This window comes from Corynebacterium felinum, from assembly GCF_030408755.1.
Lineage (GTDB): Bacteria > Actinomycetota > Actinomycetes > Mycobacteriales > Mycobacteriaceae > Corynebacterium > Corynebacterium felinum.
Genome location: NZ_CP047209.1, coordinates 2,676,251 through 2,702,292, shown reverse-complemented (window position 1 = coordinate 2,702,292; position 26,042 = coordinate 2,676,251). Strand labels below are relative to the sequence as shown.

At 54.2% G+C, this 26,042-nt stretch carries 14 protein-coding genes and 1 pseudogene; 9 read left to right on the top strand and 6 right to left on the bottom strand.

Features of this window, described 5'->3' with window-relative positions; all coding sequences use genetic code 11:
- The first annotated feature begins 56 nt into the window (after positions 1-56).
- Positions 57-1,610 carry an IS1380 family transposase gene (locus CFELI_RS11390; RefSeq protein ID WP_290258967.1) on the top strand — a complete coding sequence of 518 codons (1,554 nt, stop codon included), beginning with the start codon at positions 57-59 and terminating at the stop codon, positions 1,608-1,610.
- A 73-nt stretch (positions 1,611-1,683) separates the two neighbouring features.
- On the opposite strand, the gene CFELI_RS11385 is transcribed toward CFELI_RS11390, so the two are convergent.
- Positions 1,684-2,178 (bottom strand): RloB family protein, encoded by a 495-nt coding sequence (locus CFELI_RS11385; protein WP_290259029.1) that lies wholly within the window; start codon positions 2,176-2,178, stop codon positions 1,684-1,686.
- A gap of 58 nt (positions 2,179-2,236) precedes the next feature.
- The gene (locus CFELI_RS11380; RefSeq protein WP_277105126.1) at positions 2,237-3,664 is read right to left on the bottom strand and encodes an AAA family ATPase; all 1,428 of its coding nucleotides are present in this window, start codon (positions 3,662-3,664) and stop codon (positions 2,237-2,239) included.
- A gap of 108 nt (positions 3,665-3,772) precedes the next feature.
- Here CFELI_RS11380 and lysS point away from each other — a divergent pair, with 108 nt between their 5' ends.
- From lysS to CFELI_RS11355, 5 genes are all read left to right on the top strand, one after another.
- Positions 3,773-5,347: a lysine--tRNA ligase gene (gene lysS, locus CFELI_RS11375; RefSeq protein ID WP_277105125.1), complete on the top strand. Its 1,575-nt coding sequence runs from the start codon at positions 3,773-3,775 to the stop codon at positions 5,345-5,347.
- 1,639 nt (positions 5,348-6,986) lie between these two features.
- The gene (locus CFELI_RS11370; RefSeq protein WP_277105124.1) at positions 6,987-12,662 is read left to right on the top strand and encodes a DUF5979 domain-containing protein; all 5,676 of its coding nucleotides are present in this window, start codon (positions 6,987-6,989) and stop codon (positions 12,660-12,662) included.
- A gap of 479 nt (positions 12,663-13,141) precedes the next feature.
- Positions 13,142-15,364: a hypothetical protein gene (locus CFELI_RS11365; RefSeq protein WP_277105123.1), complete on the top strand. Its 2,223-nt coding sequence runs from the start codon at positions 13,142-13,144 to the stop codon at positions 15,362-15,364.
- Positions 15,365-15,513: 149 nt separating this feature from the next.
- Complete coding sequence (locus CFELI_RS11360; protein ID WP_277105122.1) at positions 15,514-16,956, top strand: DHA2 family efflux MFS transporter permease subunit; 1,443 nt, start codon at positions 15,514-15,516, stop codon at positions 16,954-16,956.
- Between the two features lie 62 nt (positions 16,957-17,018).
- Positions 17,019-17,534 carry a hypothetical protein gene (locus CFELI_RS11355; protein ID WP_290259028.1) on the top strand — a complete coding sequence of 172 codons (516 nt, stop codon included), beginning with the start codon at positions 17,019-17,021 and terminating at the stop codon, positions 17,532-17,534.
- A 3-nt stretch (positions 17,535-17,537) separates the two neighbouring features.
- Here the strand turns inward: CFELI_RS11355 and CFELI_RS11350 are convergent, their stop codons facing one another.
- Positions 17,538-17,750: a type II toxin-antitoxin system antitoxin gene (locus CFELI_RS11350; RefSeq protein WP_277105120.1), complete on the bottom strand. Its 213-nt coding sequence runs from the start codon at positions 17,748-17,750 to the stop codon at positions 17,538-17,540.
- A gap of 39 nt (positions 17,751-17,789) precedes the next feature.
- Positions 17,790-18,748, bottom strand: a pseudogene (locus tag CFELI_RS11345) (SPFH domain-containing protein).
- Between the two features lie 523 nt (positions 18,749-19,271).
- Between CFELI_RS11345 and CFELI_RS11340 the strand changes: the two are divergent.
- Positions 19,272-21,956 carry an ATP-dependent Clp protease ATP-binding subunit gene (locus CFELI_RS11340; protein ID WP_277105119.1) on the top strand — a complete coding sequence of 895 codons (2,685 nt, stop codon included), beginning with the start codon at positions 19,272-19,274 and terminating at the stop codon, positions 21,954-21,956.
- Positions 21,957-22,249: 293 nt separating this feature from the next.
- Here CFELI_RS11340 and CFELI_RS11335 read toward each other — a convergent pair whose 3' ends face one another.
- Together CFELI_RS11335 and CFELI_RS11330 are read right to left on the bottom strand one after the other, a co-directional pair.
- On the bottom strand, positions 22,250-23,596 hold the full coding sequence (locus CFELI_RS11335; protein ID WP_277105118.1) for a lipase family protein: 1,347 nt from the start codon (positions 23,594-23,596) through the stop codon (positions 22,250-22,252).
- Positions 23,597-23,615: 19 nt separating this feature from the next.
- Positions 23,616-24,521, bottom strand: a complete 906-nt coding sequence (locus CFELI_RS11330) for an HhH-GPD family protein (protein WP_277105117.1) — start codon at positions 24,519-24,521, stop codon at positions 23,616-23,618.
- A gap of 65 nt (positions 24,522-24,586) precedes the next feature.
- Here CFELI_RS11330 and CFELI_RS11325 point away from each other — a divergent pair, with 65 nt between their 5' ends.
- Both CFELI_RS11325 and CFELI_RS11320 read left to right on the top strand, forming a co-directional pair.
- Positions 24,587-25,204 carry a carbonic anhydrase gene (locus CFELI_RS11325; protein ID WP_277105116.1) on the top strand — a complete coding sequence of 206 codons (618 nt, stop codon included), beginning with the start codon at positions 24,587-24,589 and terminating at the stop codon, positions 25,202-25,204.
- 83 nt (positions 25,205-25,287) lie between these two features.
- On the top strand, positions 25,288-26,037 hold the full coding sequence (locus CFELI_RS11320) for a hypothetical protein (RefSeq protein ID WP_277105115.1): 750 nt from the start codon (positions 25,288-25,290) through the stop codon (positions 26,035-26,037).
- Positions 26,038-26,042: the final 5 nt, after the last annotated feature.

Below are 26,042 nucleotides of genomic sequence, written 5' to 3'. Positions count from 1 at the left end.
GCTAGAATAGAGATGTTTTGAAGTCAATAATCTAGGCAGAAAGAAACACTTTCAAGGTGAAGACTACCACATACATTCCACGGGTTGCTAGCTGTTCTCATCTTGTATCCGGTGCGGGGGTGTTACCGTTTGCTCACGTAGCCGAATTGGTGGGAATAAGTGACTGCCTTGATTCCGCTTTGCCGCGTTCTGGGCTCACGCACACGTTAGGGGATGTGTGGGTGAATCTGGCTTTATCGTTGATTGCTGGTGGGGATGATGTCCACGACATCACCTTGCTTTCTTCTGTTTCAACCGCGTTAGCATCAAAATCGTTACCGTCAGTGACAACCGCATGGCGGCGGATCACAGAATATGCAGATACCAGCGAGCATGTGCGAGAAGGGTTTATCCACGCAGCGAAACAAGCTCGCACTAGGGTGTGGGATTTGTTAGGTGATCACGCTCCGCATCGGGTGGCAACAGTTGAACAACCACTGGTTATCGATATTGATGCCACGTTGATTACCGCACATTCCGATAAGGAAAACGCGACGCCTACCTATAAGAAAGGCTTTGGTTTCCACCCGTTATGTGCCTTTATTGATTACACCAGCATCGGTCTGCCTGGTGGGGAGTTTCTTAACTGCCTGCTTCGACCAGGAAATGCCGGGGCAAACACAATTCGTGATCACTGCCAGCTTGTTGACGAGATTCTTGCCACCCTGCCTGATCACAGTGATGGTCAACCCTGGGGCAAACGATTAGTCATCCGTGCTGACAGTGCTGGTGGGACAAAGAAATTCATCAGTTTCCTCAACGATCACAACCTTGGGTATGTTCTGGGTTATTCCGCCCCGCCGACAGCGCGCATCACCCTTGACCATCACCTTCAATCCCAACAAACAACCAACGCTGATACACAACACTTGGGAACCAGTGCTCACACAGGCAAAGACTGTGATCGGTGGGATACTCGGGTGCCGATTGTGCGTGCTTCAGGGGATCTGGTTTGTGATGAGAACCATTTCCTTGAAGACATCACCGGACTACTGCGCACCGCAAATATAGATGAGCACCAACCTTTGGTGAATCTTCTAGCTGACTACCCCGAGGATATGCGTGTTATCGCACGAATCGAACCACCCCACCCAGGGTGCCAACACAGTCTTTTCAACCAACATGGTGTTCGCGCCCAACTGTGCGTAACGAACCTTATTGGGAATATTCAACACATTGACTACTGCTACCGTAATCGGTCTTTATGTGAACAACACATCAAAGACACCAAAGACCAAGGCCTTAGTAAACTGCCGTTTAAACAATTCGGGGCGAACCAAATCTGGTGTTTGATCGTTGCACTATCCCACCAACTTCTTACCTGGACGAAACTCATCGACGCCTGCCACCACAAGGATCATTCACACCAAGAAACAAGCAAGCCTTGGTGGACATGGGTGCCGAAGACTATCCGTGTAAGGTTTGTTGCGGTTGCATCAAAAATCACCACAAGCAGCAGACGCATCATCCTCCAGCTTGACCAGCACAACCCCCACACCCACACACTGGTCACGCTTATTGGCTACACCCAGAGCCTTCTACAGCCACGCTGGAAGAAACGAAAACCCTAACACCCCTAGGCCCACACACGCGATCTGGCAGCCACACTGCAGGCACACCCCAACCCCCAAACCCCACACAACTTTATGGACGCACACCTTGCCCTAAAAACCACGAATCAAAGGGCGAAGGTGAACCAACCAACCCCACAAACACACCACCCCAACCCACCACCACCAAACCCACCCCATGAAAAATCTGGGCTAGCTTCTTCAGCTCTTTTTGAATATGCGACCGAGGAAAATGGACGCCACAAAGCCGACGATGATGTGCGAAGAGCCAAGAATCAAAACTCTCGTATGAGACCACAACGTAGTGCTGCGTGTGCTTCGTTTTCGATTCCTTCGCCTCGCTGACAGCGCGGTTGATTTGATCATCGGAAGATTCGTCAACGTCAATCACATAGAATACATAGGTAAAAGGGCTATTTTTGTCACGATTAATTGACTGCTTGGATCGCGATACGATTAGCTCAGGTGAATGGGGAACAGCCTTGATTGAGACATTGGATAAATGAAGGATTTCTTTTAACCTTTCGAAGTAGACCCTTTCGGTAAGCTCTCCCTGTACAACCAACATGACAGATGGTTTCGTATCACGGCTTCCGGCTTTCCCACGCCGTCGAGGCTTCACGTTTCTAGCCATGGGCGTACTCATTTACTGGTGACTTCAGCTTTTTACGCAGCGCAGAAAGCGCTTCCGCGATTTTGCTTGTTTGCGCAACAGGCAACGCGCCAAAGACTCCCTGGAAATACCGTTTCTCGATATTGTGCTGTGCGCGAACAGGAAACTCCGACAACGCAAAAAAATCTGAGTATGTATCTTTCTTCTCCGTGAACCACACTTCGGATGCACTGAGGGCTGAATCAGGGTGATTACCTAATAAGGTTGAATCGTGTGTGGTGAAGATCAGCTGTGCACCTTCAGTATTCAAATGCTCATCGGCAAAAAGGCCAATGAAAGCCCGAACAAGTATCGGGTGAAGGCTCCCATCTAATTCGTCAATGACTAAAAGGCGTCCATATGCCAATGCGTAGACCGCAGGAAGAATATGGTCGATCCACGCGCGAGTGCCTAAGGACTCATCATGTTCGGAAAGTGCAAAGCTCGCTCCATCATTTCCGTGATGGAATTCGAGGAAGCGCAAGTAGCTTTCAAAGTCCTCGCCATCGGGATGTGATTTTGCAACGACTATTTCACTACCTCGGGTTTCTTCACTGCTGAAGAAGAACTCCAAGTCGTTAGGAAGCTGTTCTTCCTTGACGCTTACGTCATTGATGCCTACATCTGCCGCAGCAGCCACATGCGCAATCAGCTCCAACCATTCCACATGTTCAGCTGCCATGTTTGTGATCCATCCATGCCTACCCTCCTGATCGAAACGACTTTGGTCAATGATGGGAAGAAGGCTGTCGAGCCACCATTCGGCGGCACCAAAGAATGAGCCCTTAGATTTCACGCGACCCCACGCGCTCAAAGTAAGCGACCACGGTGTGAGGAACTGGCTAATGTTCTCCGCAGTGGCCTTTTTAATACCAGAGGCAGGGTGGAAAACGATATCGTTTCGACTCCGCTCGAAGATCGGCCGCCAAGTGCGTACGGCGTTAGCAAAAACTGATTCGAAAACTACACCTTCCTTATCCACTTTTAGTTCCCACCGGTAGCGAACATCGTTCCGCACATACTCAGTGATATACGTGGTAGAGCTGGTTGTATGGAGTTTGTGGGGTGAAAAGAGAGCTTTACCTGGAGTATTCGATAGTAGTGATTCGCAAATTGCCTTCTGGAGTAAGCCTAGTGGTTTGAGAATAGTTGACTTACCTGATGCGTTCGGGCCAAAAATAGCAGCACGCTTTTCCACCACATCTACCCACTTTTCATCACCGCGCGGGCGCACTGTATGAAAAGTGGGTTTTTGCATGTCAAGAGTGGTTTCTTTGGCAAAAGGGCGAAAGTTCTCGACTGTGAGTGAAAGCAACATGCTCTCCATCTTATCCATGCAAAAGTCAATTTTTGCAGTTTTTATGCAGAATTTATCTAACTGGCAGCAAAGCTGTTCAAACAACTAACGATTTTTACATAAATCCTACAAAATCAAGGCGACGTGATGGCGGCGTCGACAAGCTTTGCTGTGCTTAGATTTTTGGGCGCAGGTGGACTACGCTTTGATAGCGTGACTGACGCAAAAAAGACCCCAGCAAACGACGTCCCCGAGCAGCTGCGGATTCGCCGCGAAAAGCGCGCCAAGCTGCTTGCCGAGGGCAAGGACGCATATCCTGTCATCGTCGACCGCACTATCTCTATCACCGACCTGCGCAAGCAATTCGTGGTACTCAACGATGACAACCGCGATGACGCCAAGGTTGATGGGGTCACCTACCTCGAAGCTGGCGACGAAACCGACGTGGAAGTTGCCATCGCCGGGCGTGTCCTGTTCATTCGCAACACCGGCAAGCTTTGCTTCGCAGCCCTGCAGGAAGGCAACGGCACCCAAATCCAGGCCATGCTTTCGCTGGCAGTCGTTGGCGAAGAACAGCTCGCGAGCTGGAAGTCCGATGTTGACCTCGGCGACATCGTGTCGGTGCGCGGCAAGGTCATTGCCTCCAAGCGCGGCGAGCTGTCCGTGATGGTGTCCAGCTGGCACATGGCATCGAAGGCACTGCGCCCACTGCCCGTCGCTTTCGCCGACATGAGCGAGGATTCGCGGGTGCGTCACCGCTACACCGACCTCATCATGCGCGAAAAGGCGCGCGAAAACGCCATGACCCGCATCAAGGTGATGCGGGCACTGCGCAACTACCTTGAATCCCAAGGATTCCTCGAAGTTGAAACCCCCATGCTTCAGACCCTGCATGGTGGTGCCGCAGCGCGCCCATTCATGACCCACTCCAACGCCCTCGACATTGATCTGTACCTGCGCATTGCACCTGAGCTTTTCCTCAAGCGCTGCGTTGTTGGTGGCATTGAGCGCGTTTTTGAGGTCAACCGCAACTTCCGCAACGAAGGCGTGGACTCCTCCCACTCCCCAGAGTTTGCCATGCTCGAAACCTACCAGGCGTGGGGCACGTACGACGACGGCGCTGAGCTGATCAAAAACCTCGTGCAGCAAGTCGCACTCGATGTTTTTGGCACCACCACAGTCACGCTTGCCGACGGCACCGAATACGACCTCGGTGGCGAATGGAAGAGCATCGAAATGTATCCTTCCCTCAACGAAGCGCTGCAGCGTAAATTCCCCGGCCAGCCTGAAGTGACCATCCACTCCACCGTGGAAGAGCTCAAGGATATTGCGAAGGTGATCGGCCTCGACGTTCCCGCAAAGGGCGGTTGGGGACACGGCAAGCTTGTTGAAGAAATTTGGGAAGTGCTGTGCGAAGACCAGCTCGAAGGCCCCATCTTCGTGCGCAACTTCCCAGTCGAAACCTCCCCACTGACCCGCCAGCACCGCGAACTGGAAGGCGTGACCGAAAAGTGGGACCTGTACGTGCGCGGCTTTGAGCTTGCCACCGGCTACTCGGAGCTTGTCGACCCAGTGATTCAGCGTGAGCGCTTTGAGGACCAGGCACGCCTTGCGGCCGGCGGTGATGATGAAGCGATGGTCTTGGATGAAGACTTCCTCGCCGCAATGGAACAGGGCATGCCACCGACAGCCGGTTGCGGCATGGGCATCGACCGCCTGCTGATGGCACTGACCGGCCTTGGCATCCGCGAAACTGTTCTGTTCCCAATGGTGAAGCCTGAGCGTTAACACTTCGTACCCAAGCGCGAAACCTCAAGCGTGTGTGTTGGCGTCATACCAACGCACACGCTTTAAATGTGCGCACACTCAGTGGCGAAATGTATGAATGTTCGAGCAGGGGCTTAGAACATAATGGGTTTTCTTATCGGGAATTGCAGTGTGAAAAGAACACTGGGGAGCCGACGAAGCACTAAAGCTTGATCGACCTGATTGGGCAGGATACGCCCTGTACACCACGCGCCAAAAGCATACCTATGAATACGCGGGGATTGATTCAAAAATACTGATTCGACTTTCAGCAAACAGGTGAAAAATTGACCTGCGGTTTTACAGGTAGCACTTGCTCTATGTCGAATCAATAATTTCCTTATATATAGAACAAAGCCCTCATGCCTCTACCAAGTACAGTGCTACCGTTGCGCATACGATCACAGATTAGATGCGCTCAACGCTACGCCCGTGAGTCACAATCCGACTTCCGTACCCATCGGCATGTAAGGCTGAAGGTTACGCTCGGTAAGTTGCAAGCCACGAAAGCAAGTGAAGCGGAACATGCAAGCTTGCACGTGTTTAAGATCAGCGTGATTTTGATGATCCCAAACCACTACGTACCTCTGCATACTTGGTCACGGAGCTCCACCCACCAAACCTTCATAACCGCAGGTTAGGGGTTCACAAGCGGTTTTCTTCTGAGAAAAATTCAATAAATTTTGCCATCTCAAAACCCAATACGCTCTGGGGCGGTGAAGCGAAACTAACAAGTGTAAAAAGGGCGCAGATACCTACAGCGGCGGGAGGGGAGTGTGGTAGGGGATTGTAGTGCGAATTGGTGTGGCCGCTTTAGAAAAGAGGTATCACTTGTGATTTTTTGCTTGGGCAACAGCACACCTTAACGGGGGTATAGCGGGGTAGAACATGTGCATTATTCTATGAATAACTTGGGTCAAACCCTGCTAAAAGTAGATTTTTGCTTAATGTTGGTTTAGTTCTCCCTGATGTGCGGAGCCTGGGTGTTCTGACAGGCTTTGGGTGAGGGCAAACTATGGCCGGTTGTTGTGAAGTAGCGAAAAGATGGTATGCATGATGCGCTAGTGCTATGGGTGGGGGTGGTGATCATGCGGTATTGAAACTCGTGCGTAAATAAACATGTGCGGGAAATATTGTAGTTACAGCAAAAGGTTTTTCCGCTGGGTGACGCGAGATGTATGCCTTTTTGCTTACACTTAATTTCGAGTAAGAAATCTAGGGATTTAGTGAGGGATCGGTCTGGCTTTGGGGTGTGGGATTCCGGTATTGCTTGACGTGGCGGCTCAGAAAGTAGCAGATAGTATGTGGGTTTTGTTTGTGCTTAATTCCGGTTATGCCCGTTTTTAAAGTTCGCATATATTCCTTATTGCGGGAATATTACTTAGATAGCTGCTGGTGGGTGCGTAACTGAAGGAGATTTGCTATTAATATGAGCTTTGTTTGCGAGGCCTTCTTGACCCCGCCGGAACAAACGCAATCATTCATACTCATGGATAAGTTTCATAAGGAAAGAATGAGAGTTTTCTTCTTGCGGGGGAATGAGGTTGCGCACTTGTAGGCATTGCGCCGACCGTGCTGGGCGTCTCTGGTGCGGGAGAAGTACAAGGAGTTAATTGGAACCATGAATCATTCCACGCATGCGGATGATCGAACTGTGTGGCACAAGCCGTGGCGGAAAATACTATCTGTCGTTGCAGCTGCCGCAATTACGGTTGTTGGAGTTCACGTGGTGCATTCGCACTACCTGCCCGCTGCTTTCGCTGACCCAGCAGCCTCAGTATCACACGGCGACAAATACGCCACTGGAGTCCGTATTAGCGGAACCGCTGGGCGCAAGATCCCCTTCGACCAAGCACGCGATTTGAAGGAAAATGAGAGATTCATTTTTAATTTCGACTGGGCAGTAGGCACGCATGAGCGTCCAAAACCAGGCGATACCATGACCATTACCCTGCCGGAATGGATGCTTTCGGACGTGTCAAACCAGTCGGTGAAAGACGCCAACGGGTATACGAACTGTGTTGTCACCGCCAAGAGCACCGAAGTGGTGTGTACATTCAGCGAAGCAGTAGCCACAGCTAATTTGATGAATCTGCGCGGATCTTTCCAAGCGGAGCTTACTGCCCAAGGTGGTAAATCATCCAGCCCAATTATCTGGGGTGGAGAGGTCAATGCCTATAAGCGGATCACTGGCAAAGACAGTGGTGTGGTGGAAAAAGCCCCTATTGTGGGAGCTAAGGTTGATGGAACCGAGGTAAAAAAAGGAGGTGTGGTTGCCAGCGAGCATACACACCAGGGGCAAACTTACCTTCAGGTTTTGTGGACTGTTGAACTTCCACCAGCTGTTGTTGGGAATGAAATTAAGGTCAAGGACCAACTTCAGCCCTTAAATATCGAAGATCCTGACACCGGAAAAACGATTGAACTTCCGCAATTTCTTCCCCCAGGACACATTGGCGGAGGTAGATTTACCGTTATGCGTCGTGACCACCCCGATCGCCCTGGCGATTGGTCTGACCATGACGGGGCTCTTTGTCAGCCCGGCGGGGATTATCATAAGTTTGACCTTGACTGTGGTAAAAAAGTTGCGGTAGCTAACTGGGCTAATGGCGCAATCGAAAACGGAGATCACCGCGAAACGGAAGTTTTTACTCTCGATGGTGTACCGGGTGAACATAACTGGGATAAAAGCACAAACTTCACCTTGACTATGTCTTCGCCCAAAGAAGGTGCGGCCTACCGTATCAGCTTTTACACCTGGATACCGAAGCATCCTGCGATTAAAGGCGATCAAGGTGTGAATAATCCGAAACTTCACAACACTGTGGTGATCAACGATAAGGAAGAAAATCAGCCTGCTGGCGCGGCTTCTATTCGTGCAATTTTTTCCTCTGAGGCGTTTGCTGATCTGACCAAGACCCGCATCATTGTGCGCAAAGAAGTCGAAGGTCCTGCAGGGGTGGAGTCGGATGTGGAATCCTTCCCACTTGTTCTCACCCAAGACAATAAGGCAGACCAGGCATGTAATGTCACGGTGAATCAGCCTTGTGTTCTTGATATCGAAGCAAATACACGGGCAAGAATTGTTGAAAATGCTGTAGCCCAGTCTCAGCACCAATGGCAGCCTGGTGTATTCACCCTTCCAGCCAGCCAAATTGGGAAGAACACCACATATGATATTCAACCTAATCAGCTGAATATCACGAATGGCGCACCAGGTGAGGCTATTACGTTCATCCTGACCAACCGTTTTACTGCTGCCGCCGCAGAAGGAAAGTTCAAGGTGCGCAAGCAGGTAAATAAGCCTAATGGCCTTGACCTGGCTCAAGCCTTTAACTTTAACTTCCGCTGTGAAAAAGGCACGGATGTTGATCCAATTCTCGGTAACTTCACCATCCCCGCAACTGGTGGTGAGTACACTTCCGATCGGATCCCAGCAGGTTTTGAGTGCACCATCATTGAAGACACCACTGTCACGAGGAACGAGGCAGAAGGGAAAAATCACACGCATGCGGTGGATGAAGAAAGCAAAGTTGTCACCATCGAGGCGGGGCAGGATAAGCAGGTCGAGTTCACCAATACGTATAGTCCTGTAGCAACCGGCTTTTTAGCGGTGCAAAAGAATGCACGAGGATTGTCGCAAGGCGCAACCCTTCAAACGGTCAATGTTTCCTTCACCTGTAACCGGGATTCCAAGAGCCAAGGCGATCAGCAATTCGTAGCAAACACGCCAAAGATTGTGCCCATTACAGTCGGCGGACAAGCGCAACAAGTAGGTGAATTCTACGTAGGCACTGTTTGTACCTTCGATGAGGTAGAGGATTCGGCCAAGGTTGCTGATCACACCGGACCAGAGGTCAGTTACATGCCTGGTACTCAGCGGATTGAAATCGGTGAAGGTCAGGGAGAATCCAACACCGCAGTGATCACCAATACCTACACGCCTGTGAATTTTGGCGTGCTGAAGGTGAAAAAGACCGCATCGGTTGCAGGGGCTACCACTGCTGAATTGCCAGCAGAAATTCCTGCAAACGTCACTGTGAAGCTGCGCTGCGATAAGCCATCGCGAGCCGGAAAATACACTGCTAACACCGACTTCGCCGTTGAGGTGCCACAAAATGGTGCAGAGGTCAGCGTTGATGAAGGCTTCGCACACGGAACCAGCTGTGCATATGTCAGCGAAGAAGGTGCAGGGCACGCCAACTACCAGTTGGCAACACAGGCAAGCCAGGCTGTGACCATTGGTGCCGATGCTGATGCGAACCGCATTACGGTGACAAACACCTACACCCCGAAGACAAACACCTTCACTGTGGTGAAGAATGTGCAAAAGCCAGCTGAGCTAAATCTGACCAAGCCATTCCGCTTCACCTACACCTGTAACGGTAGTGGTGGTGAAGAAACCGGCGAGCTGGAAATCCCAGTAGCAGGCGGGCGAGTAGAGACGAAGCCTTTTGCAGTAGGTACTGAGTGCACCATTACAGAGCAGGTGGATGAAACCGCTGCTGAGGCGAAAGCCGCGAACCACATTCATCAGGTCGATCAACCAAGCCAGCAGGTGACCATCAAGGTTAACCAGAAGGTGGAAGCTGCGTTCACCAACACCTACCGTGAGGAGGAAAAAGGCACGCTGTATGTGAACAAGGCGGTTGCCGGTTTGGCTCCTGGTGCTGAACTTGAGTCGGTGACTGTGGCGGTGACCTGTGATCGTGATTCGGTCAGCACAGGGGAGAAGGCCTTGAGCAAGGACGTGGTCAAGAACATCCAGGTATCGCCGAAGGCTGCTGCTGTTAACGTAGGCGAGTTCTATGCGGGCACCCAGTGCCGCTTCGAAGAAGTGGCAGACAGTGCAAACGTGGATAACCATGCCACCCCAGCGGTTACCTATAATCCCGCTAACCAGATTGTTTCGGTACAGCCAGGTGATCAGCCAGACCGCAACCGGATGGACATTACCAACACCTACACCGAAAACCCCAAGGGCGTGCTGTTTGTCAAGAAAGATGCAGTTGGTGTAGCCCAAGGTGTCACCGCCCCAACCGTGACTGTGGATATCAGCTGCAACGCCCCACTTGTGGGGGAGACCGCAGCGTTGAAGCGCACAGTACAGCTGGTGCCTGGTGCTGAGGCAACCCGCATTGGTGAATTCTATGCAGGGGCTGCCTGCACCGTTGTTGAGCAGGCTGATACAGCGCAGTTGGCTGAGCATAAAGGCCCTGTGGTCAGCTATGAACCAGCAGGTGGCGCCATCACTGTAAAGCCTGGTGCGACTTCCCAAGAGAACCTCGTTACAGTGACCAATAACTACACTGAGGTGCTTTTCGGTGCGCTGCGGATTAAGAAGAACACCACTGTTGCTGGTATCGAAGGTGCGCAGGTGCCACAGTCGGCTCAGGCTACTGTCACCGCAAAGGTGACCTGTGATCGGGATTCCCGCAAGGGTAAGTATGTGCGCAACCGTGCCTTTGATGTGCCGGTTGAGCAAAATGGCCCAGTGGTGGTCGTCGATGAAGAATTCGAGCACGGCACGGTGTGCAGCGTGAGCGAAGAAATCGGTGCTGAAGCGCAGGCGTATACCCCAAAGGTGTCTATTGACCGCGCTGTCACCATTGGTGCTGATGAAGCACAGAATCTGATTACTATCAGCAACACCTATGAGCCACAGCAAGGTTCGTTTACTGTGATCAAGCGGGTTGATGATGTTGCTGGTGCACTTCCGGCGGGCACGAGCTTCCACTTCGATTACACCTGTGTGCATCCGCAGTTTGCTGAGCTGAATAAGTCGGGCACGCTGACTATTCAGGGTGCAGGTCAGGCTGTTGTTGATGGTTTGTCGCAGGGAATGACCTGTACGGTTGTTGAAAAAGATGCAGGCATTGATCATGTGGAGTGGAAGGTAACTGCGGATCAGCAAGATGCGCAGATCACCGTTGCTGATGGGCAGCCCGCAACCATTACTTTCACCAATACCTACACCGTTCCCACAGGTGGGTTGAGTGTGACAAAGAAAGTTGTGCGCGAAGATGCTTTAGGTTTGGGTGCATCCATTGCGATCGACCCCAATAAGGAATTTACTTTCACCTACACCTGTGAGTTGCCTGGTGCGCAAGGTGCTGGCACACGCGCGAATTTGGGTGAGCCTTCACGCGGTGAGTTGAAGGTGAAAGCGGGCGGCACTGAGTCGGTGACCCGTATTGTTGCCGGTTCGTCCTGCCTGGTTCAAGAGGTTGCTGAGTCGGCGCAGGTGGACAATGCGACGGTGACGTTGCCGCGGCCGCAGCGTGTCGACGTCGATAAGCGTGGGCTTTCAACGCTGAGCATGACCAACACCTATGCTGCCACGACCGGTTCCATCACGGTGCACAAGCAGCTCGAAGGCTCGGCAAAGGGCTTGCAGCACGTACGCGACCACGCCTTTGACATGAACGTGCACTGCACCAAGGAAGCGTGGAAGCTGAACAAGGCGCTGAAGGTTTCTGCCACCACACCGGTGACAGTCACCGATATTCCAGCGGGTGCGAACTGTGCGGTTACTGAAGAGCTTGCAGGTATCCAGATTGCTGGGGTGCGGGTCGATACCGATCCAGCCGCAGTGACCAATGTGCCGGTAGCGCCGGTAGTTGCCGGGCAGACTACGGATGTCACGGTGCGCAATGTGGTCACTGAGCTTGGGCGAGTGCAGATTGTCAAGACCCTTGCCGGGCTGAGCGCTGGCCAAGGCGAAGCCCTGGAATTCCAGGTAAGCGCGACGTGGCAGGACAAGAATGAGCACAAGGAGCACGTGCTGCGACTGAAGGCGAATCAGCCTGTTGTTCTTCCCGATGTGCCCGTGGGTACGGTGGTGAAGTTGGTTGAGACGAAGCCTGCGGATACCGCTTTTGCGGTGTGGAAGGACCCCGAGTTTATCCTGGGCGAGACTTCAGTCAATGATGCTGATGGTGCCGGTGTGGTGACTGTTGCGGCGAATACTTTCACCCAGCCGATGGCACTAGAGCTGCGCAATACGGCTAATCCGCCGTGGTGGTGGGGCTTTGTGGCGCTGATTCCACTGGCTGGCTCCCTGATCCCGATGGTTCCACAGCCACCTGCGCCACCGGCAGGTGCAAATCATCCTGCTCCACCTGCTGAAAATGGCGGGAATGCTGCTGCGAAGTCGCAGGCCAAGGGGCAGGCGAAGCAGGCTGCGGGTGAACCTCAGTTGGCTGCTACAGGTGCGGATGTGCGCGTGCTGTCTGTGCTGGCGCTGCTGCTTGTGACTTCGGGCGCGGTGCTTGCGTTGCGACGTCGAAATAGCTAAAGCGCTATTATAAAAAGTTTTGTGGCCCTTAAGATTTTTCTTGAGGGCCACAAAGCTTGAACGGGTTACCTGGGGTGACTATCCTGCGAAAAGGGGGCGTGCAGGCGGGGTGAAACTGAGTTTTCTCAGCCAGATTAGTGCGTGTCCACTTTGTTTCCGGCTAAAAATTTGGCGGGTGTAAACCCGTGGGAAATGCGCCTTGTTGAAAACCTTTTCCCAGCAAAAAGCCAATTTTGTGGGACAATTGTGCTCTTGTCAACAACCTCCAGTGAAACCAGCATCTATTAGTTTGAATTTATTTATCACTGGCCATCACCCCCTTTGGGGTACTCGAAAAGGGGTAGGGACTTAACATTTGTTCATCTTTTGTGGGGGTTTGTTTGAAAAATTGAAGATTAGTTATGTGTCATGTGACAAATCCTGATACCAATAAATCGGACTATTTGAACATTGTTGCTTTGAAAGGATTTCGAAGAACTATGAAGCGATATACTCTGCTCTCCAAGGTGGGTGCTGTCTCTGTTGCAGTTGCCCTCGGCGCTGCATTCTCCCCAGTGGCTACCGCCCCCGCCTTTGCTTCCGAAGACGAACTCGTCATTGAGTACGGCGGCGACGAAGAATTTGACCCTAATGCTGAATACCCTGATTCTCTGGGCATCCCAGAAGAGGAGTTCCGCGAGGGTAAGGAGCGCCAAGAGCGCGAGGCTGAAGAAGCGAAGAAGCGCGAGCAGGAAGCTGCCGCTGCAGCTGCACAGACAGAATCGACTGAGCAAGCTGAGGCACCCACCGGCCAGGCTGAAGCATCCTCCACTGAGCAGAACCAGGCTCCTGGTGCTGCCCAAGGCTCCGAAGCTGCCGCTGGCGAGAGCGAAGGCGACATCTCCATCGATCTTGAAGAAAATCCTGATCTTGTTGTCAGCGAAGATGGTGGCGTAGGCGTACCGAAGCAAGAGTACGACGAAGGCGTACGCCAGCAGGAAGAAGAAAAGAAGAAGGCTGAAGCAGAGGCTCAGGCACAAGCTGAGGCGCAGCAGAACGAGCAAACTCAAGCTCCTTCCGGCTCTGCTCAGAGCACTGAGGATGCCGCTGCACCGACTACTTCTGAGCAGGCACCAGCTCCACAGGCAGATGCTACCGCTGAGCCTTCTGCGCCTACAGGTGATCCCTTCACCCCAACCCCTGATCACGGGGTAGATGTTGACCTGCCACAGAAGGATCTTGAGCTTCCACCTGTGAAGGCACCAAGCCCTGAACCAGAACTGCCTCCAAGTGGCCTGCAGCCTCCGCACGGTCCTGAAGACAAAGTTGAGATCGAAGTACCTATTTCCGATCTGACGGAAAAGCCCACCGTGGAAGAGCTTGACCGTATGCTCAATGAAGCACGTAAGCAGCGCGATGACCTTACTGGTCAGGTAGCGGAAGCGGAAAGGAAGCTTGCTGAGGCTGAGGCTAAAGTTCGTGAAAAGGAAGAAGCGCTGCAGGCAGCTAACGTAGAGAATGCCGCTGAACTGGCTAAAGCGAATGAGGCTACTCAGAAGCTTCGCGAAGAACTCGAAGCCGCTAAGGAAGAGCACGCTCGTGCATTGTCTGCAGAGCAGATCAAGTCCATGACTGATTTGGCAGATGCTCGTGCAAAGGCACTGCAGGCAGTTGCAGATGCAGAAAAGAAAGCTGCCGACGACTTGAAGGCTGCAGAAGAGCGCGCTGCTCAGGAACTTGAGGCAGCAAAGCAAACGGCTGCTCAAGAATTGGAAGCTGCGAAGCAAAAGGCAGCCAAGGATCTTGAAGATGCTCAGACTGCAGCACAAGAAGAGAAGGCAGCCCTAGAAGAAAAGGCTGCTCGTGATTTGGCAGTCGCGAAGGAAGAAGCCGCAGAGAAGCTGAAGGTAGCTGAGCAGAAGGCTGAAGAAGATTTAGCCGCCGCTCGTGCAGAAGCAACCCGCCAGTTGCAGCAAGCACAAGAAGCTGCTATTGCAACTTTGCGTGAAGCTCAAGAGCAGATGGATCGCGAGGTTGCTGCCGAGCGCCAGAAGGCCACGGAAGCGCAAGCTAAGGTGAAGGAAGCTGAAGATGCGCTTGCCGCTGAGCGTGCAAAGCTCGAAGCTGCTGTTGCTGCACAAAAGAAGGCTGAAGCTGACCTTGTGAAAGCGCGTGAGCAGGCAGCCGCTGAGCTGGAGGCCGCAAAGCAGAAGGCCGCTGAAGATAAGGCTGCTGCGTTGAAGGCTGCTGCTGATGAGAAGGCTGCGGTAGAGCGCAAGGCTGAGGCTGATCTTGCTGCTGCTCGTGATAAGGCTGCTAAGGATCTTGCCGCGGCTGAGGCTAAAGCCGCTGAAGATAAGGCAGCTGCGCTGAAGGCTGCTGCTGACGAGAAGGCTGCAGTTGAAGCTAAGGCAGCTGAAGAAAAAGCTGCGCTTCTTGCACAGGCAGCCGCAGAAAAGGCAGAGCTGATCAAGCAGCATGAAGCAGCGCAAGCGGAGCTGGAAAAGCAACTTGCCCAGGCGCGTGAGCAAGTAGATTCGCTGAAGAAGAAGGTTGCTGATACCGAGCAGAAGCTTGAAAAGGCCGAAAGCAAGGTTGCAGAACTTGAAAAGAAGGTTGAAGAAGACAACAACGGTACCTTCGGGGCGATCAAGAAGGTGATCAACACGATTGCTGGTTTCTTCAAAGGCATCTTCGACTGGTTTGCACAACTGTTCAAGTAAAAAACTCAAGGTGTAAAACCTTAAAACCCCCCTCATTCTTTACCCACGGGAAAGAATAAGAGGGGTTGTTCCCATCAGGGGTGCACACAGGGGGAGTGGTAGTTAGGGTAGCTTCACCATTAGTAGCCCCACCGCTAAGGTGTGTTGCTATGGAAGAACACGCGCAGCACTCCCCACCGCCAGCGCAATTCGGGAGGAAAGAAAAACAACTCCTCGCCGTGCTGGTGCTCACCACAACGGTGATGATTCTCAACGAAACAGTATTGGCGGTTGCGTTGCCGGCAATCATGGTTGATTTTGCTATCACGGAGTCTGTGGCCCAATGGCTCACCACAGGTTTCATGCTCACCATGGCCTCAGTAATCCCCATGACAGGGTGGGTGATTGAAAGGTTCAGCACCCGGCGCGTGTTCTTTGCCGCCATCAGCCTGTTTTTCCTCGGCACCGTGATCGCGGCCAGCGCCCCGATCTTCGCATTCCTTTTAGCCGGGCGCATTATTCAAGCAACTGGCACCGCCCTTGTGTTCCCCCTGCTGATGACCACTGTGGCTAGGGTGGTGCCGATCAATCAGCGCGGTCACATCATGGGTATTGTCACCGTCGTGATTGCGGTCGCCCCAGCCCTAGGTCCAACCACATCCGGTGTGATTTTGCGCTACGCCAGCTGGCATTGGGTATTTTTGTTCATGGTGCCGTTTGTTCTGCTCAGCGCGGTCGCCGGTTTTGTGTTGGTGCGCGATTTCGGCCCGGGGCGCGCAAGCAGTCTTGATTTTTATTCCATCCCGTTAGCCGCGGGTGGTTTTGGTGGTTTAGTCTACGGTCTAAGCACGATTGGCACTGTGCTTTCCACCGTGATCCTGGGGGTGGCGCTTGCGTGCATCGTGGCGTTTGTGCACCGCCAGCGCAGGCTTGTCGACGCCGGAAACCCCCTGCTTGATCTGCGCACCTTTGAAAACCCCACCTTCCGTAACGCGCTGATTATCATGGCGCTTTTGCTCGGCATGTTCCTCGGTAGCGTGACCATCATTCCGATCTACCTCCAAAAAGGATTACTGGTAGGCACGGTTGTCTCCGGGCTTGTGGTGATGCCCGGCAGTTTGATTCAAGGATTAACAGGGCCCAAAATTGGTGCCATCTTTGACAAAGTAGGGCTCAAACCACTGCTGATCCCAGGAGTTCTACTCGTGACCATAGCGACAATTGGCATGTATTTGACCACCGCTAATACCGATTCGTTAGCGCGCTACAGCTTCCTTGAGCAACCACTGGCGGTCAGCCTAGTGGCATTGTGCTTTATCCTCAACGCCCTAGGGTTGGGATTATCAATGACACCGCTGATGACAACCTCGTTAAGCGTATTGCCCAAAAACCTCTACTCACACGGCTCTGCCACCATTGCCACCCTCCAACAACTCGCTGGCGCTATAGGCACCGCCGTGCTCATTTTGGCGCTTTCACGTTCAGCGCACACCCCCACCGGCGCGTCCTATTCTTATCTCGTGGCCATTCTCATCGCAGTCATCGTGATCTTCTTTGCGCTGCGCATGCTCCCCCACATCCCCACTCAACCAGCACCCAAACACCCACAATGACCAGCTACAACCCTAACCCTTTTCGCCAACCCCAACCCCAACCTCGCAGCACACGCACCACAGTGATTATCACACTCGTTGTAGTGGCAGCGGTTATTAGCGCACTGATAACCTACATGCTGACGCGACCCACCGATCGGCAGCCTGTTGCCGCGCAGCCGACTGCGACTACCGTCGTGATAAGCCACGAACCCAGCACCCCAACACCAAGCACTCACACAGCCACTGTCACCGCTACCCCACCCCCTGTTACAGTAACTGTGCCAGATACGCAGGAGGCGACGTCGACAAGCGAGAAATGCGATGGACGCTACATTCTCATCGTGCACTCAGCACTCGCCGCGCCGGGAACATACCCGCAGGAAGAAATCAGCACCGCCCTATCCACCTACCCCGGATCACAAGTAGGAACACCCGGATTCTGCTCCTCTATTCGCGGCCAACTCAACGGGCACACCATCTACCCCATCTACATCGACTACGGGCACAACCCCGAAGCCGCCTGCGCCGGAAAAACCCAACACGGCGGCAACGTACGCAGCCTCAATACCCGCAGTGACTTCTCCGCACCCTGCTAACAATCACTGCGCGGGTGGCTTCGGCGCATCCTTTTTCGGGCGTCCGCGCTTCGGCAACTCACCCGCCGACTTCGGAAGCCTGCCACGCTGGTGCAAATTCTCCCGCAACATCAACTCGATCTGCGCATTCACACTCACCATACTGTCGTGAGCTAAACGAGCAATTGCATCATAAATAGCGGGATCAATGCGCAAAGGAACGCTCTTACGGGGCATAGAACCACTCTCACCTCCACCCAGCAAGCCAGCACTTCATTAGCTGTACAGCGAACCAGTATTAACCACCGGCTGCGCCGAGTATCCGAACACAAAACAACCAACAAATTAGACACCATCGCTGCACGGCGCTCCGGATCAAGATCCACGATCTCGCGGCGCTCCAACTCCTGCAACGCCGAATCCACCATAGTCACAGCGCCCTCAACAATGGTCTCGCGGGCATCAACCACAGCAGCAGCCTGCTGACGCTGCAACATCGACTGCGCAATCTCAGGGGCGTAGGCCAGCGCAGACACACGCGCCTCAACAATATCGATACCCGCAACCGCAGTACGCGCCGACACCTCATGCGCCAACTCCTCACTGACCACATCAGTGCTGCCCGACAGGGAAGGAACGTGGGCAATATCTTTAGAATCATAAGGGTGGGTAGTTGCCACATGGCGCAGTGCCGACTCCGCCTGCGAATGAATGAACTCTTCCACATCCTCCACCGCAAACGTCGCTTTCGCAGTATCAGCAATCTGCCACACCACAATCGCACCAATATTCACAGGATTGCCGTTCAGATCGTTGACCTTCAGCGTCTCAGTTTCAAAGTTACGCACGCGCACACTTAACTTCTTCGTGGTGTGCAGCGGCAAAATCATGTGCAAGCCATCAGCACGCACCGTGCCCTTATACTTACCGAAAAACTGCACCACCAAAGTGTGGCCAGGGCTGATCACGCGCACCATGGATGCAAGAAGGACGCCAAAGAAAATCAAAACAACGCCGATAGCAACCTGCGCAATGTTCTCACTGTTTCCACCGAAGGCGACAAGGCCAGGACCGCTGATCAAAAGCAGCGCAATGATAACCAAGCCAATACCGGCACCAGCCCCAGACAGTGAGGTGGCGGGAGTTTCAGTGACTGTGACATTCGTGTGGGAGGGCGCGGCCAAGGGCTGCGGGATGGAGTTCTTCACCGGGGCGGTGGGGGCGGGTTGGGACATGGGGGTGAACCTTTCTGTGTGAATTCTTCTGCGCACATCACCGTGACCCCCTTAAGGGGGAGTGGTGTGGTAGCTGGGAAGATCCTCGTGTGTGGGACTCTTGTGAGTTGAAATATGTGTGTTGAAATACGTTGGGATAAGGAAGCACGAGGGATCGAAACGAAGAATAATGTGATATCAGATTAACAAAAAGTGATATCACATTCAAGCGGGTGTGCTTGGTGGTCTAAGGGGTCGCTGTGTTTGGTTCGTTGTGGCTGAGTTGTGGCAATGCGCCTAGCACATTGCAAGAGCGGGGCTTCACAGTGGGGCTTCACACTGGGGTAAACCACAAGCGCCAGCTGCCAGACTTTGCCACCACAAGCCTGTGTTCGCTACTGGCGTACAGCTACGAAAACCCCCTGTGAACTGCGATAGTGCTCATTTCGGTGCAACCTTCGGCCAGATTGGTGGTATATGGGCGAAAAGGCTGCGTTAAAGTGGTGAGCATTAGATTTTTAGAACCAAAGAAGGAGTAGCGAGAATGTTCGAGCGTTTTACAGACCGTGCTCGCCGCGTCATCGTATTGGCGCAGGAAGAAGCCCGGGGACTGAACCACAATTACATCGGCACCGAGCACATCCTGCTCGGGCTTATTCATGAGGGCGAAGGCGTCGCAGCCAAAGCGCTCGAATCTATGGGGATTTCATTAGTCGCTGTCCGCCAAGAAGTCGAAGAGATCATTGGCAAAGGCGCAGAACCCCCAGTTGGGCATATTCCTTTTACTCCACGAGCAAAGAAAGTTCTGGAACTCTCTTTGCGCGAAGGCCTGCAGATGGGGCACAAGTACATTGGTACTGAATTCCTGCTGCTCGGCCTCATCCGCGAAGGTGAAGGCGTCGCTGCCCAGGTGCTGGTGAAGCTCGGCGCTGACTTGCCGCGCGTACGCCAGCAGGTTATTCAGCTGCTGAGTGGTTACGAGGGCGATAACCCTGAGCAAACTCACGACGGCGGGGATGCTGTCGGCGCAGGTGCTGGCCCAGGTGCCGGTGCTGCCGCTGCCCGCGGTGGTCGCGGTGGTGGGGAGCGCTCCACCTCTTTGGTACTCGACCAGTTCGGTCGCAACCTCACCCAGGCTGCCCGCGAGGGCAAGCTGGACCCTGTGGTGGGCCGCACCCAGGAAATTGAGCGCATTATGCAGGTTCTTTCCCGCCGCACCAAGAACAACCCCGTCCTGATCGGTGAACCCGGTGTGGGTAAGACCGCCGTGGTTGAGGGCCTAGCGCTGGACATTGTTAACGGAAAGGTCCCAGAGACCTTGAAGAACAAGCAGGTGTACTCGCTTGATTTAGGTTCCCTTGTTGCAGGTTCCCGCTACCGCGGTGATTTCGAAGAGCGCCTCAAGAAGGTACTCAAAGAGATTAACCAGCGCGGCGATATTATCCTGTTCATCGACGAGATTCACACCCTGGTTGGTGCCGGTGCAGCCGAAGGTGCTATCGATGCCGCTTCGCTACTGAAGCCAAAACTGGCTCGCGGTGAACTGCAGACCATTGGTGCCACCACCTTGGACGAGTACCGCAAGCACATTGAGAAGGATGCTGCGCTGGAGCGCCGCTTCCAGCCGGTGAACGTGCCAGAGCCTTCGGTGGAAGACACCATCGAAATTTTGAAGGGTTTGCGTGACCGCTACGAAGCACACCACCGTGTTTCCATCACCGATGGTGCACTCGCTGCGGCGGCGAATCTCTCCTCCCGCTACATCAACGACCGTTTCTTGCCAGATAAGGCCGTTGACTTGATTGACGAGGCTGGTGCCCGCATGCGTATTAAGCGCATGACCGCACCGGAGTCGCTGCGTGAGGTTGATGAGCGTATTGCGGCTGTGCGTCGTGAGAAGGAAGCTGCAATAGACGCCCAGGACTTCGAGAAGGCCGCTGGTCTGCGCGATAAGGAGCGCCAGCTGGGTGAGGAGCGCGCTGAGAAGGAAAAGCAGTGGCGCAACGGTGATCTGGAAGATATCGCCGAGGTTGGCGAGGAGCAGATCGCTGAGGTGCTGGCACACTGGACCGGTATTCCTGTGTTCAAGCTTACCGAGGAAGAGTCCTCGCGTCTGCTGCACATGGAAGATGAGCTGCACAAGCGCATCATCGGCCAGGACGATGCCGTGAAGGCTGTGTCCCGCGCGATCCGCCGCACCCGTGCTGGCTTGAAGGATCCACGTCGCCCTTCCGGTTCCTTCATCTTCGCTGGTCCTTCCGGTGTGGGTAAGACTGAGCTGTCGAAGGCGCTGGCGAACTTCCTCTTCGGTGAGGATGACGCGCTGATTCAGATTGATATGGGCGAGTTCCACGATCGCTTCACCGCATCTCGCCTGTTCGGTGCTCCTCCGGGATACGTGGGCTACGAAGAGGGCGGACAGCTGACTGAGAAGGTTCGCCGCAAGCCGTTTAGCGTTGTGCTTTTCGACGAGATTGAAAAGGCGCACAAGGAAATCTACAACACCTTGCTGCAGGTCCTCGAAGATGGCCGCCTCACCGACGGCCAAGGCCGCGTGGTGGACTTCAAGAACACCGTGCTGATCTTCACCTCCAACCTGGGCACCCAGGATATTTCCAAGGCTGTGGGCATGGGCTTTAGTGCTGTGGGTGAGCAGGATGCGCAAGGCCAGTACGAGCGCATGAAGAACAAGGTGCACGATGAGCTGAAGAAGCACTTCCGCCCCGAGTTCCTCAACCGTATCGACGATATCGTGGTCTTCCACCAGCTCACCCAGGAGCAGATTGTTCAGATGGTTGACCTTCTGGTCGGTCGTGTGGAGAAGGCTCTGGCAGCGAAGGATATGGGCATTGAGCTGACCGAGAAGGCAAAGAACCTGCTTGCTAAGCGTGGCTTCGATCCTGTTTTGGGTGCTCGTCCGCTGCGTCGTACGATCCAGCGTGAGATTGAGGATGCACTGTCGGAGAAGATTCTCTTCGGCGAGCTAGGCGCTGGTGAGATCGTCACTGTGGATGTTGAAGGCTGGGACGGTGAGTCCAAGCAGATTCAAGATGCCAAGTTCACCTTCACCCCTCGTGTGAAGCCACTGCCTGATCTTCCTGGTTTCAGCGCAGCTGAGCAGGCACAGGAGGATGTGATTGAGGCTGCTGAGGTGGTAGTTCCAGAGGCTGTGGACACCCTCGAAGAGCCAGCTGGCCGTCACGCGAAAAGCGATGACGACCTCGCCTAATCTTTAGCACAAACACCGTGTGTGTTGTGAGCATCGCAAGACGCTCTCACACACACGGTTTTTGTCTACCTAGGCTTTGTGGAAAACCTTGCTGTAGCGCCCAGCCGTACACCGTGAAAAGTGCCTATGAATGTCAAGTTGATTGATTCAAAAATAATAGTTAGAGTTTCAGCTCGTGGGTGGAAATTTGACCTGCGGTTTTAGTGGTAGCAGTTGCTCTATCTCTAACTGATATTTTGCTAAGCTCCATCCGCGCAAGGCTTATGTGCCCCAAAAGGGGGAAACCTCCATGCTTAAGCACAGTTGTTGGGGGCGGGTTCATCGTTGAAACGGTCAAACATGTACTTCAACGATTCAGGAGCCGCCAAAAACAGGGGCATAGAATGCGTCAGCGCAGAACCCGGGATCACCTGGATCGGCTTGATATCCCACTGCCGCATGAGCACCTGCCCGCCTTGGGCGCAGAAATCTTGGGCCATTTGCTGCACCTGATCGTTTGGCACGATATCGTCTGCGGTGGCGGTGCCCACCATCATGGGGGCGTTCAGTGGCATCGTGCCAATGCGCTGCTGCGCTAAGGTTTGGGCGATTGCTGGCTCATGGAGCAAGATCTCACCCATGCGCCTGCTTGTGGTAGAAAATTCCGAGGTTGCTTTGAATCCGTCCCGCAACGCAAGATCCGGTACACAACTGGTAGCTGCGCGCGAAAGGAAGATCTTGCCTTCGTCGGTGAGGTATTTTTCAATGGCATTTTTGAAATCCATATTGCGGGCGGCGAACCCATTGATCGCCATGCCCAGCACCCCGGATAAGATTGTGCCGTCCACGGTGAAAAAGACTTTCTCCAGATCGGCAGGGGGTGCGCCGGCAAAAGTTCCTTTCACATTGAGCTCAGGGGCATAGGACTGGGCGTGCTCCGCCGCAGCGGCCACAGCGCCGCCACCTTGGCTGTAGCCATAAAAGCCGACAGGGGAGTTGTGGGGCAGATTATTTACTCGCAGGGCTGCGCGGGCGGCGTCGAGTACGGCGTGCGCTTGCTCAATGTTGTTGACATAGGTGTGAACCCCTGGTGTGCCGAGCCCAATATAGTCGGTGACTACTACGCGCATGCCGGAGGCGGCGGCGAGGTATTGGAGGGGTAATTCGTAGTTGAAACCAATCGCATGATCGGCAGTATCAACAGCACTGGTTAACCATGGTCCGCGTGAGGGCGCGCAAATATTGCCCTGCCCTCGTGTGCCTGGTGCGAACACGAGGGTGGGAACCTCACCTTTGCCTAGCCACGGATTCGCAGGCTCAATCACATAGCCTGTCACCGGCACTGGGTTGTTGTCCTGATCCCGCGAGGTGTACATGATTTTTTGGGCGTAGGCGCGAAAACCTGGGCCCAGCACGTTGAGAAGGTGCGGGGCGGGTTGTGTTTTAATGATTGCGCCGGGGGTGGGGTCGAACTGTGCGGGTGGCTGGTAGAAGGCGTCGTCGCTGGGGTTTTCAATCCACGAATCGGCCCTATTGGTTGCTGCCCAATTGAGTCCTTCGACAAGCTGATGAGGAGTCACCGCGTGTGCTGGTGTGTGCACACATAGGGTGCTCAGCGTGGCAAGGAGAGTGACTGACATTAGCCGGACAAATAAGTTCATGCGCAAAAGTTTATCTGTCTTAGGCGGGTAGATGGAATTTCTCCTTGGTGTGTTCGGCTAATCCGTCTTCAACTAACGAAAATAGGCAGCGGTCAAACTGGGCGGCATCCGGCCACACTTGTGCCAGCTCGCTGCGTGGAACAGGTTCGGTGGCTGTGCGTAAGACATGCATAATTTTGCCGCGCACCTGCCTATCGGTGCCGTGAAACTTCTGCACCCTTCCTTTGGCGCGTTCGACTTCTTCGGCGCTCGGCTTAGGGCACCCCAGCTGTTGCCAGGTGCACAGCTGTTGCACGGGGCATTGTTCGCATAGTGGGGCAGGGCGGCAAATCAGCGCCCCGAGTTCCATCAATGCGACGCTGACAAGCGGTGCGCCTTGTTGTGGCAGTAGCTGTTCTACTTGGGCTAGGTCTTTTTTCGTGGTGGTATTGCTGCGCACCAAGTAGCGTCCGTCGAGTATGCGGCGCACAACCCGGCGCACATTTGTGTCAATCACCGGCACGCGCTGCCCAAACGCGAACGCTGCGACCGCCGAGGCGGTGTATTGTCCAATGCCGGGCAAGGCTAGGAGCTCTTCAAGGGTGTCGGGCACCTTACCGCCGTGGCGTGTCGTGATGGCACTGGCGCATTCTTTAAGCCTTAATGCGCGGCGTGGGTAGCCGAGTGAGCCCCACGCTTTGACGACGTCGGCAGTGGGGGCGTCGGCGAGTGCGGCGGGGGTGGGCCAGGTGTTCATCCACTCGCGCCACGCGGGCTCCACGCGGTTGACGGGGGTTTGTTGGCTCATTACTTCGCTGAGCAGAATTCCCCAAGGGGAGGTAGCGGGGGTGCGCCAGGCGATGGTTCGGGCGTTCGCCTGGTACCAGCTGCTTAAAGCCTTGTTCAGAGCGGGTATTTCGACGGTGTTGAAACTGTGGTGGGTCATGAGAATTAACAATTGTAGTGAAGAAAATCCGCAAACTATGCTTCCGCGTGCGAAAATAAGAAGTTATGAACGATATTGCTCGCGATCCGAAAGCGGTATGGCTTGGCCTTCTCGAAGGCAACCGGCGCTTCGCGGAAGGCGTCCCCGTCCACCCCAATCAGTCCGTGTCCCGTCGAGAACAATTGCAGATGGGGCAGGCACCACGAGCAGCGATCCTCACCTGCGGCGACTCCCGCGTTCCCGTCGAGTTGCTTTTCGACGTCGGCCTCGGCGACCTGTTCGTTGTGCGCACCGCTGGCGAAGTCGTTGATTCCGCCGTGCTCGCCTCCCTAGAATTCGCCGTTGCGGAACTCGGCGTTGAAGTACTCGTGGTTTTAGGCCACGAATCCTGCGGTGCCGTGGGCGCTACTGCCAAAGTTGTGCTCGACGGCGAGGATGTACCCATAGGGCACCAGCGCACCATCGTGGAACAAATCGCTCCGTCCATCTTGGAGGCGAAGTCGAAAGGCGGGCACTCCGCCGAACATTTCGAGCGCGCCCACGCCCACGCGATTTTGCGCAAAATCATGCAAGTATCCCCAGTGATCAACACTGCCGTGGACAAGGGACGCACCGCTGTGGTCGCTGGACGGTACCGACTCAAAGACGGCCGCGTCGAAACTGTTTGGACCGAAGGCGTCTAAAACCCTCAGATTCCACAAAAACCCTAGCAACACACCTTGGCTTAAACCCCAGTTGCTAGGGTTTTGCATTTAGGCTGGTTATTGTGGAACGCCGAAACAGAAACTACTCATACTCCCGCCCGCCATCACGGCCAGCGCCCGAACCCGCCGAACCACGCCTCCCACCCGAGGTGTACTACCGACGCCGACGCGCCGCAGCCATCATTGGTCTGGCAGCCGTCGCGGTACTCATCATGGTCATCGCGGCACTCGTGAGCAAAGAAGACTCACCAACCCCTGCAGCCTTGATCACCAGCAGTGCTGCGCCGACAGCGCACAGCACACCGGCGTCGACAAGCGTGGTGAGCGAAACGACAAGCAGCGAACAGGCCAAGGATGAGGGTGTGAAGGAAGTCGACCCCTCACAGTCAGCTGAACCCACCGAAGACCCTGAGCGCAAAACCACCTGTAATGTCGATGACCTCGAAATAAGCGCCTCCACCAATCACCCCTTTTATGCTGCGGAAGACCTGCCAAGCTTCTATATGACAGTGAAAAACCCCACCAGTGCTGATTGCGTGATCGATCTCGGACGCGACCCGCTGCGATTCGAGGTATATTCACTCGACGCCAACCAGCGCGTGTGGTCCGATATTGACTGCAACGCACCAGTAGGCACTGGGGAGCAGACTTTTAGGTCAGGCCAGGAGCGCAAGTTTGAGGCGAAATGGTCGCGCACCACCTCCACACCGGAAACCTGCCAGGGCCGCCAATCTGTTCCGGCGGGCAGCTATTATCTGCACACAGTGATCGGCACGAACGCGTCCGCGCCGATCGACTTCCACCTCCAGTAACCTCC

Coding starts and splice junctions, on each gene's coding strand:
- CFELI_RS11385 (WP_290259029.1), bottom strand. CDS start 2,178: ATGTTGGTTGTACAGGGAGAGCTTACCGAAAGGGTCTACTTCGAAAGG.
- CFELI_RS11370 (WP_277105124.1), top strand. CDS start 6,987: ATGAATCATTCCACGCATGCGGATGATCGAACTGTGTGGCACAAGCCG.
- CFELI_RS11365 (WP_277105123.1), top strand. CDS start 13,142: ATGAAGCGATATACTCTGCTCTCCAAGGTGGGTGCTGTCTCTGTTGCA.
- CFELI_RS11360 (WP_277105122.1), top strand. CDS start 15,514: ATGGAAGAACACGCGCAGCACTCCCCACCGCCAGCGCAATTCGGGAGG.
- CFELI_RS11350 (WP_277105120.1), bottom strand. CDS start 17,750: ATGCCCCGTAAGAGCGTTCCTTTGCGCATTGATCCCGCTATTTATGAT.
- CFELI_RS11340 (WP_277105119.1), top strand. CDS start 19,272: ATGTTCGAGCGTTTTACAGACCGTGCTCGCCGCGTCATCGTATTGGCG.
- CFELI_RS11335 (WP_277105118.1), bottom strand. CDS start 23,596: ATGAACTTATTTGTCCGGCTAATGTCAGTCACTCTCCTTGCCACGCTG.
- CFELI_RS11330 (WP_277105117.1), bottom strand. CDS start 24,521: ATGACCCACCACAGTTTCAACACCGTCGAAATACCCGCTCTGAACAAG.
- CFELI_RS11325 (WP_277105116.1), top strand. CDS start 24,587: ATGAACGATATTGCTCGCGATCCGAAAGCGGTATGGCTTGGCCTTCTC.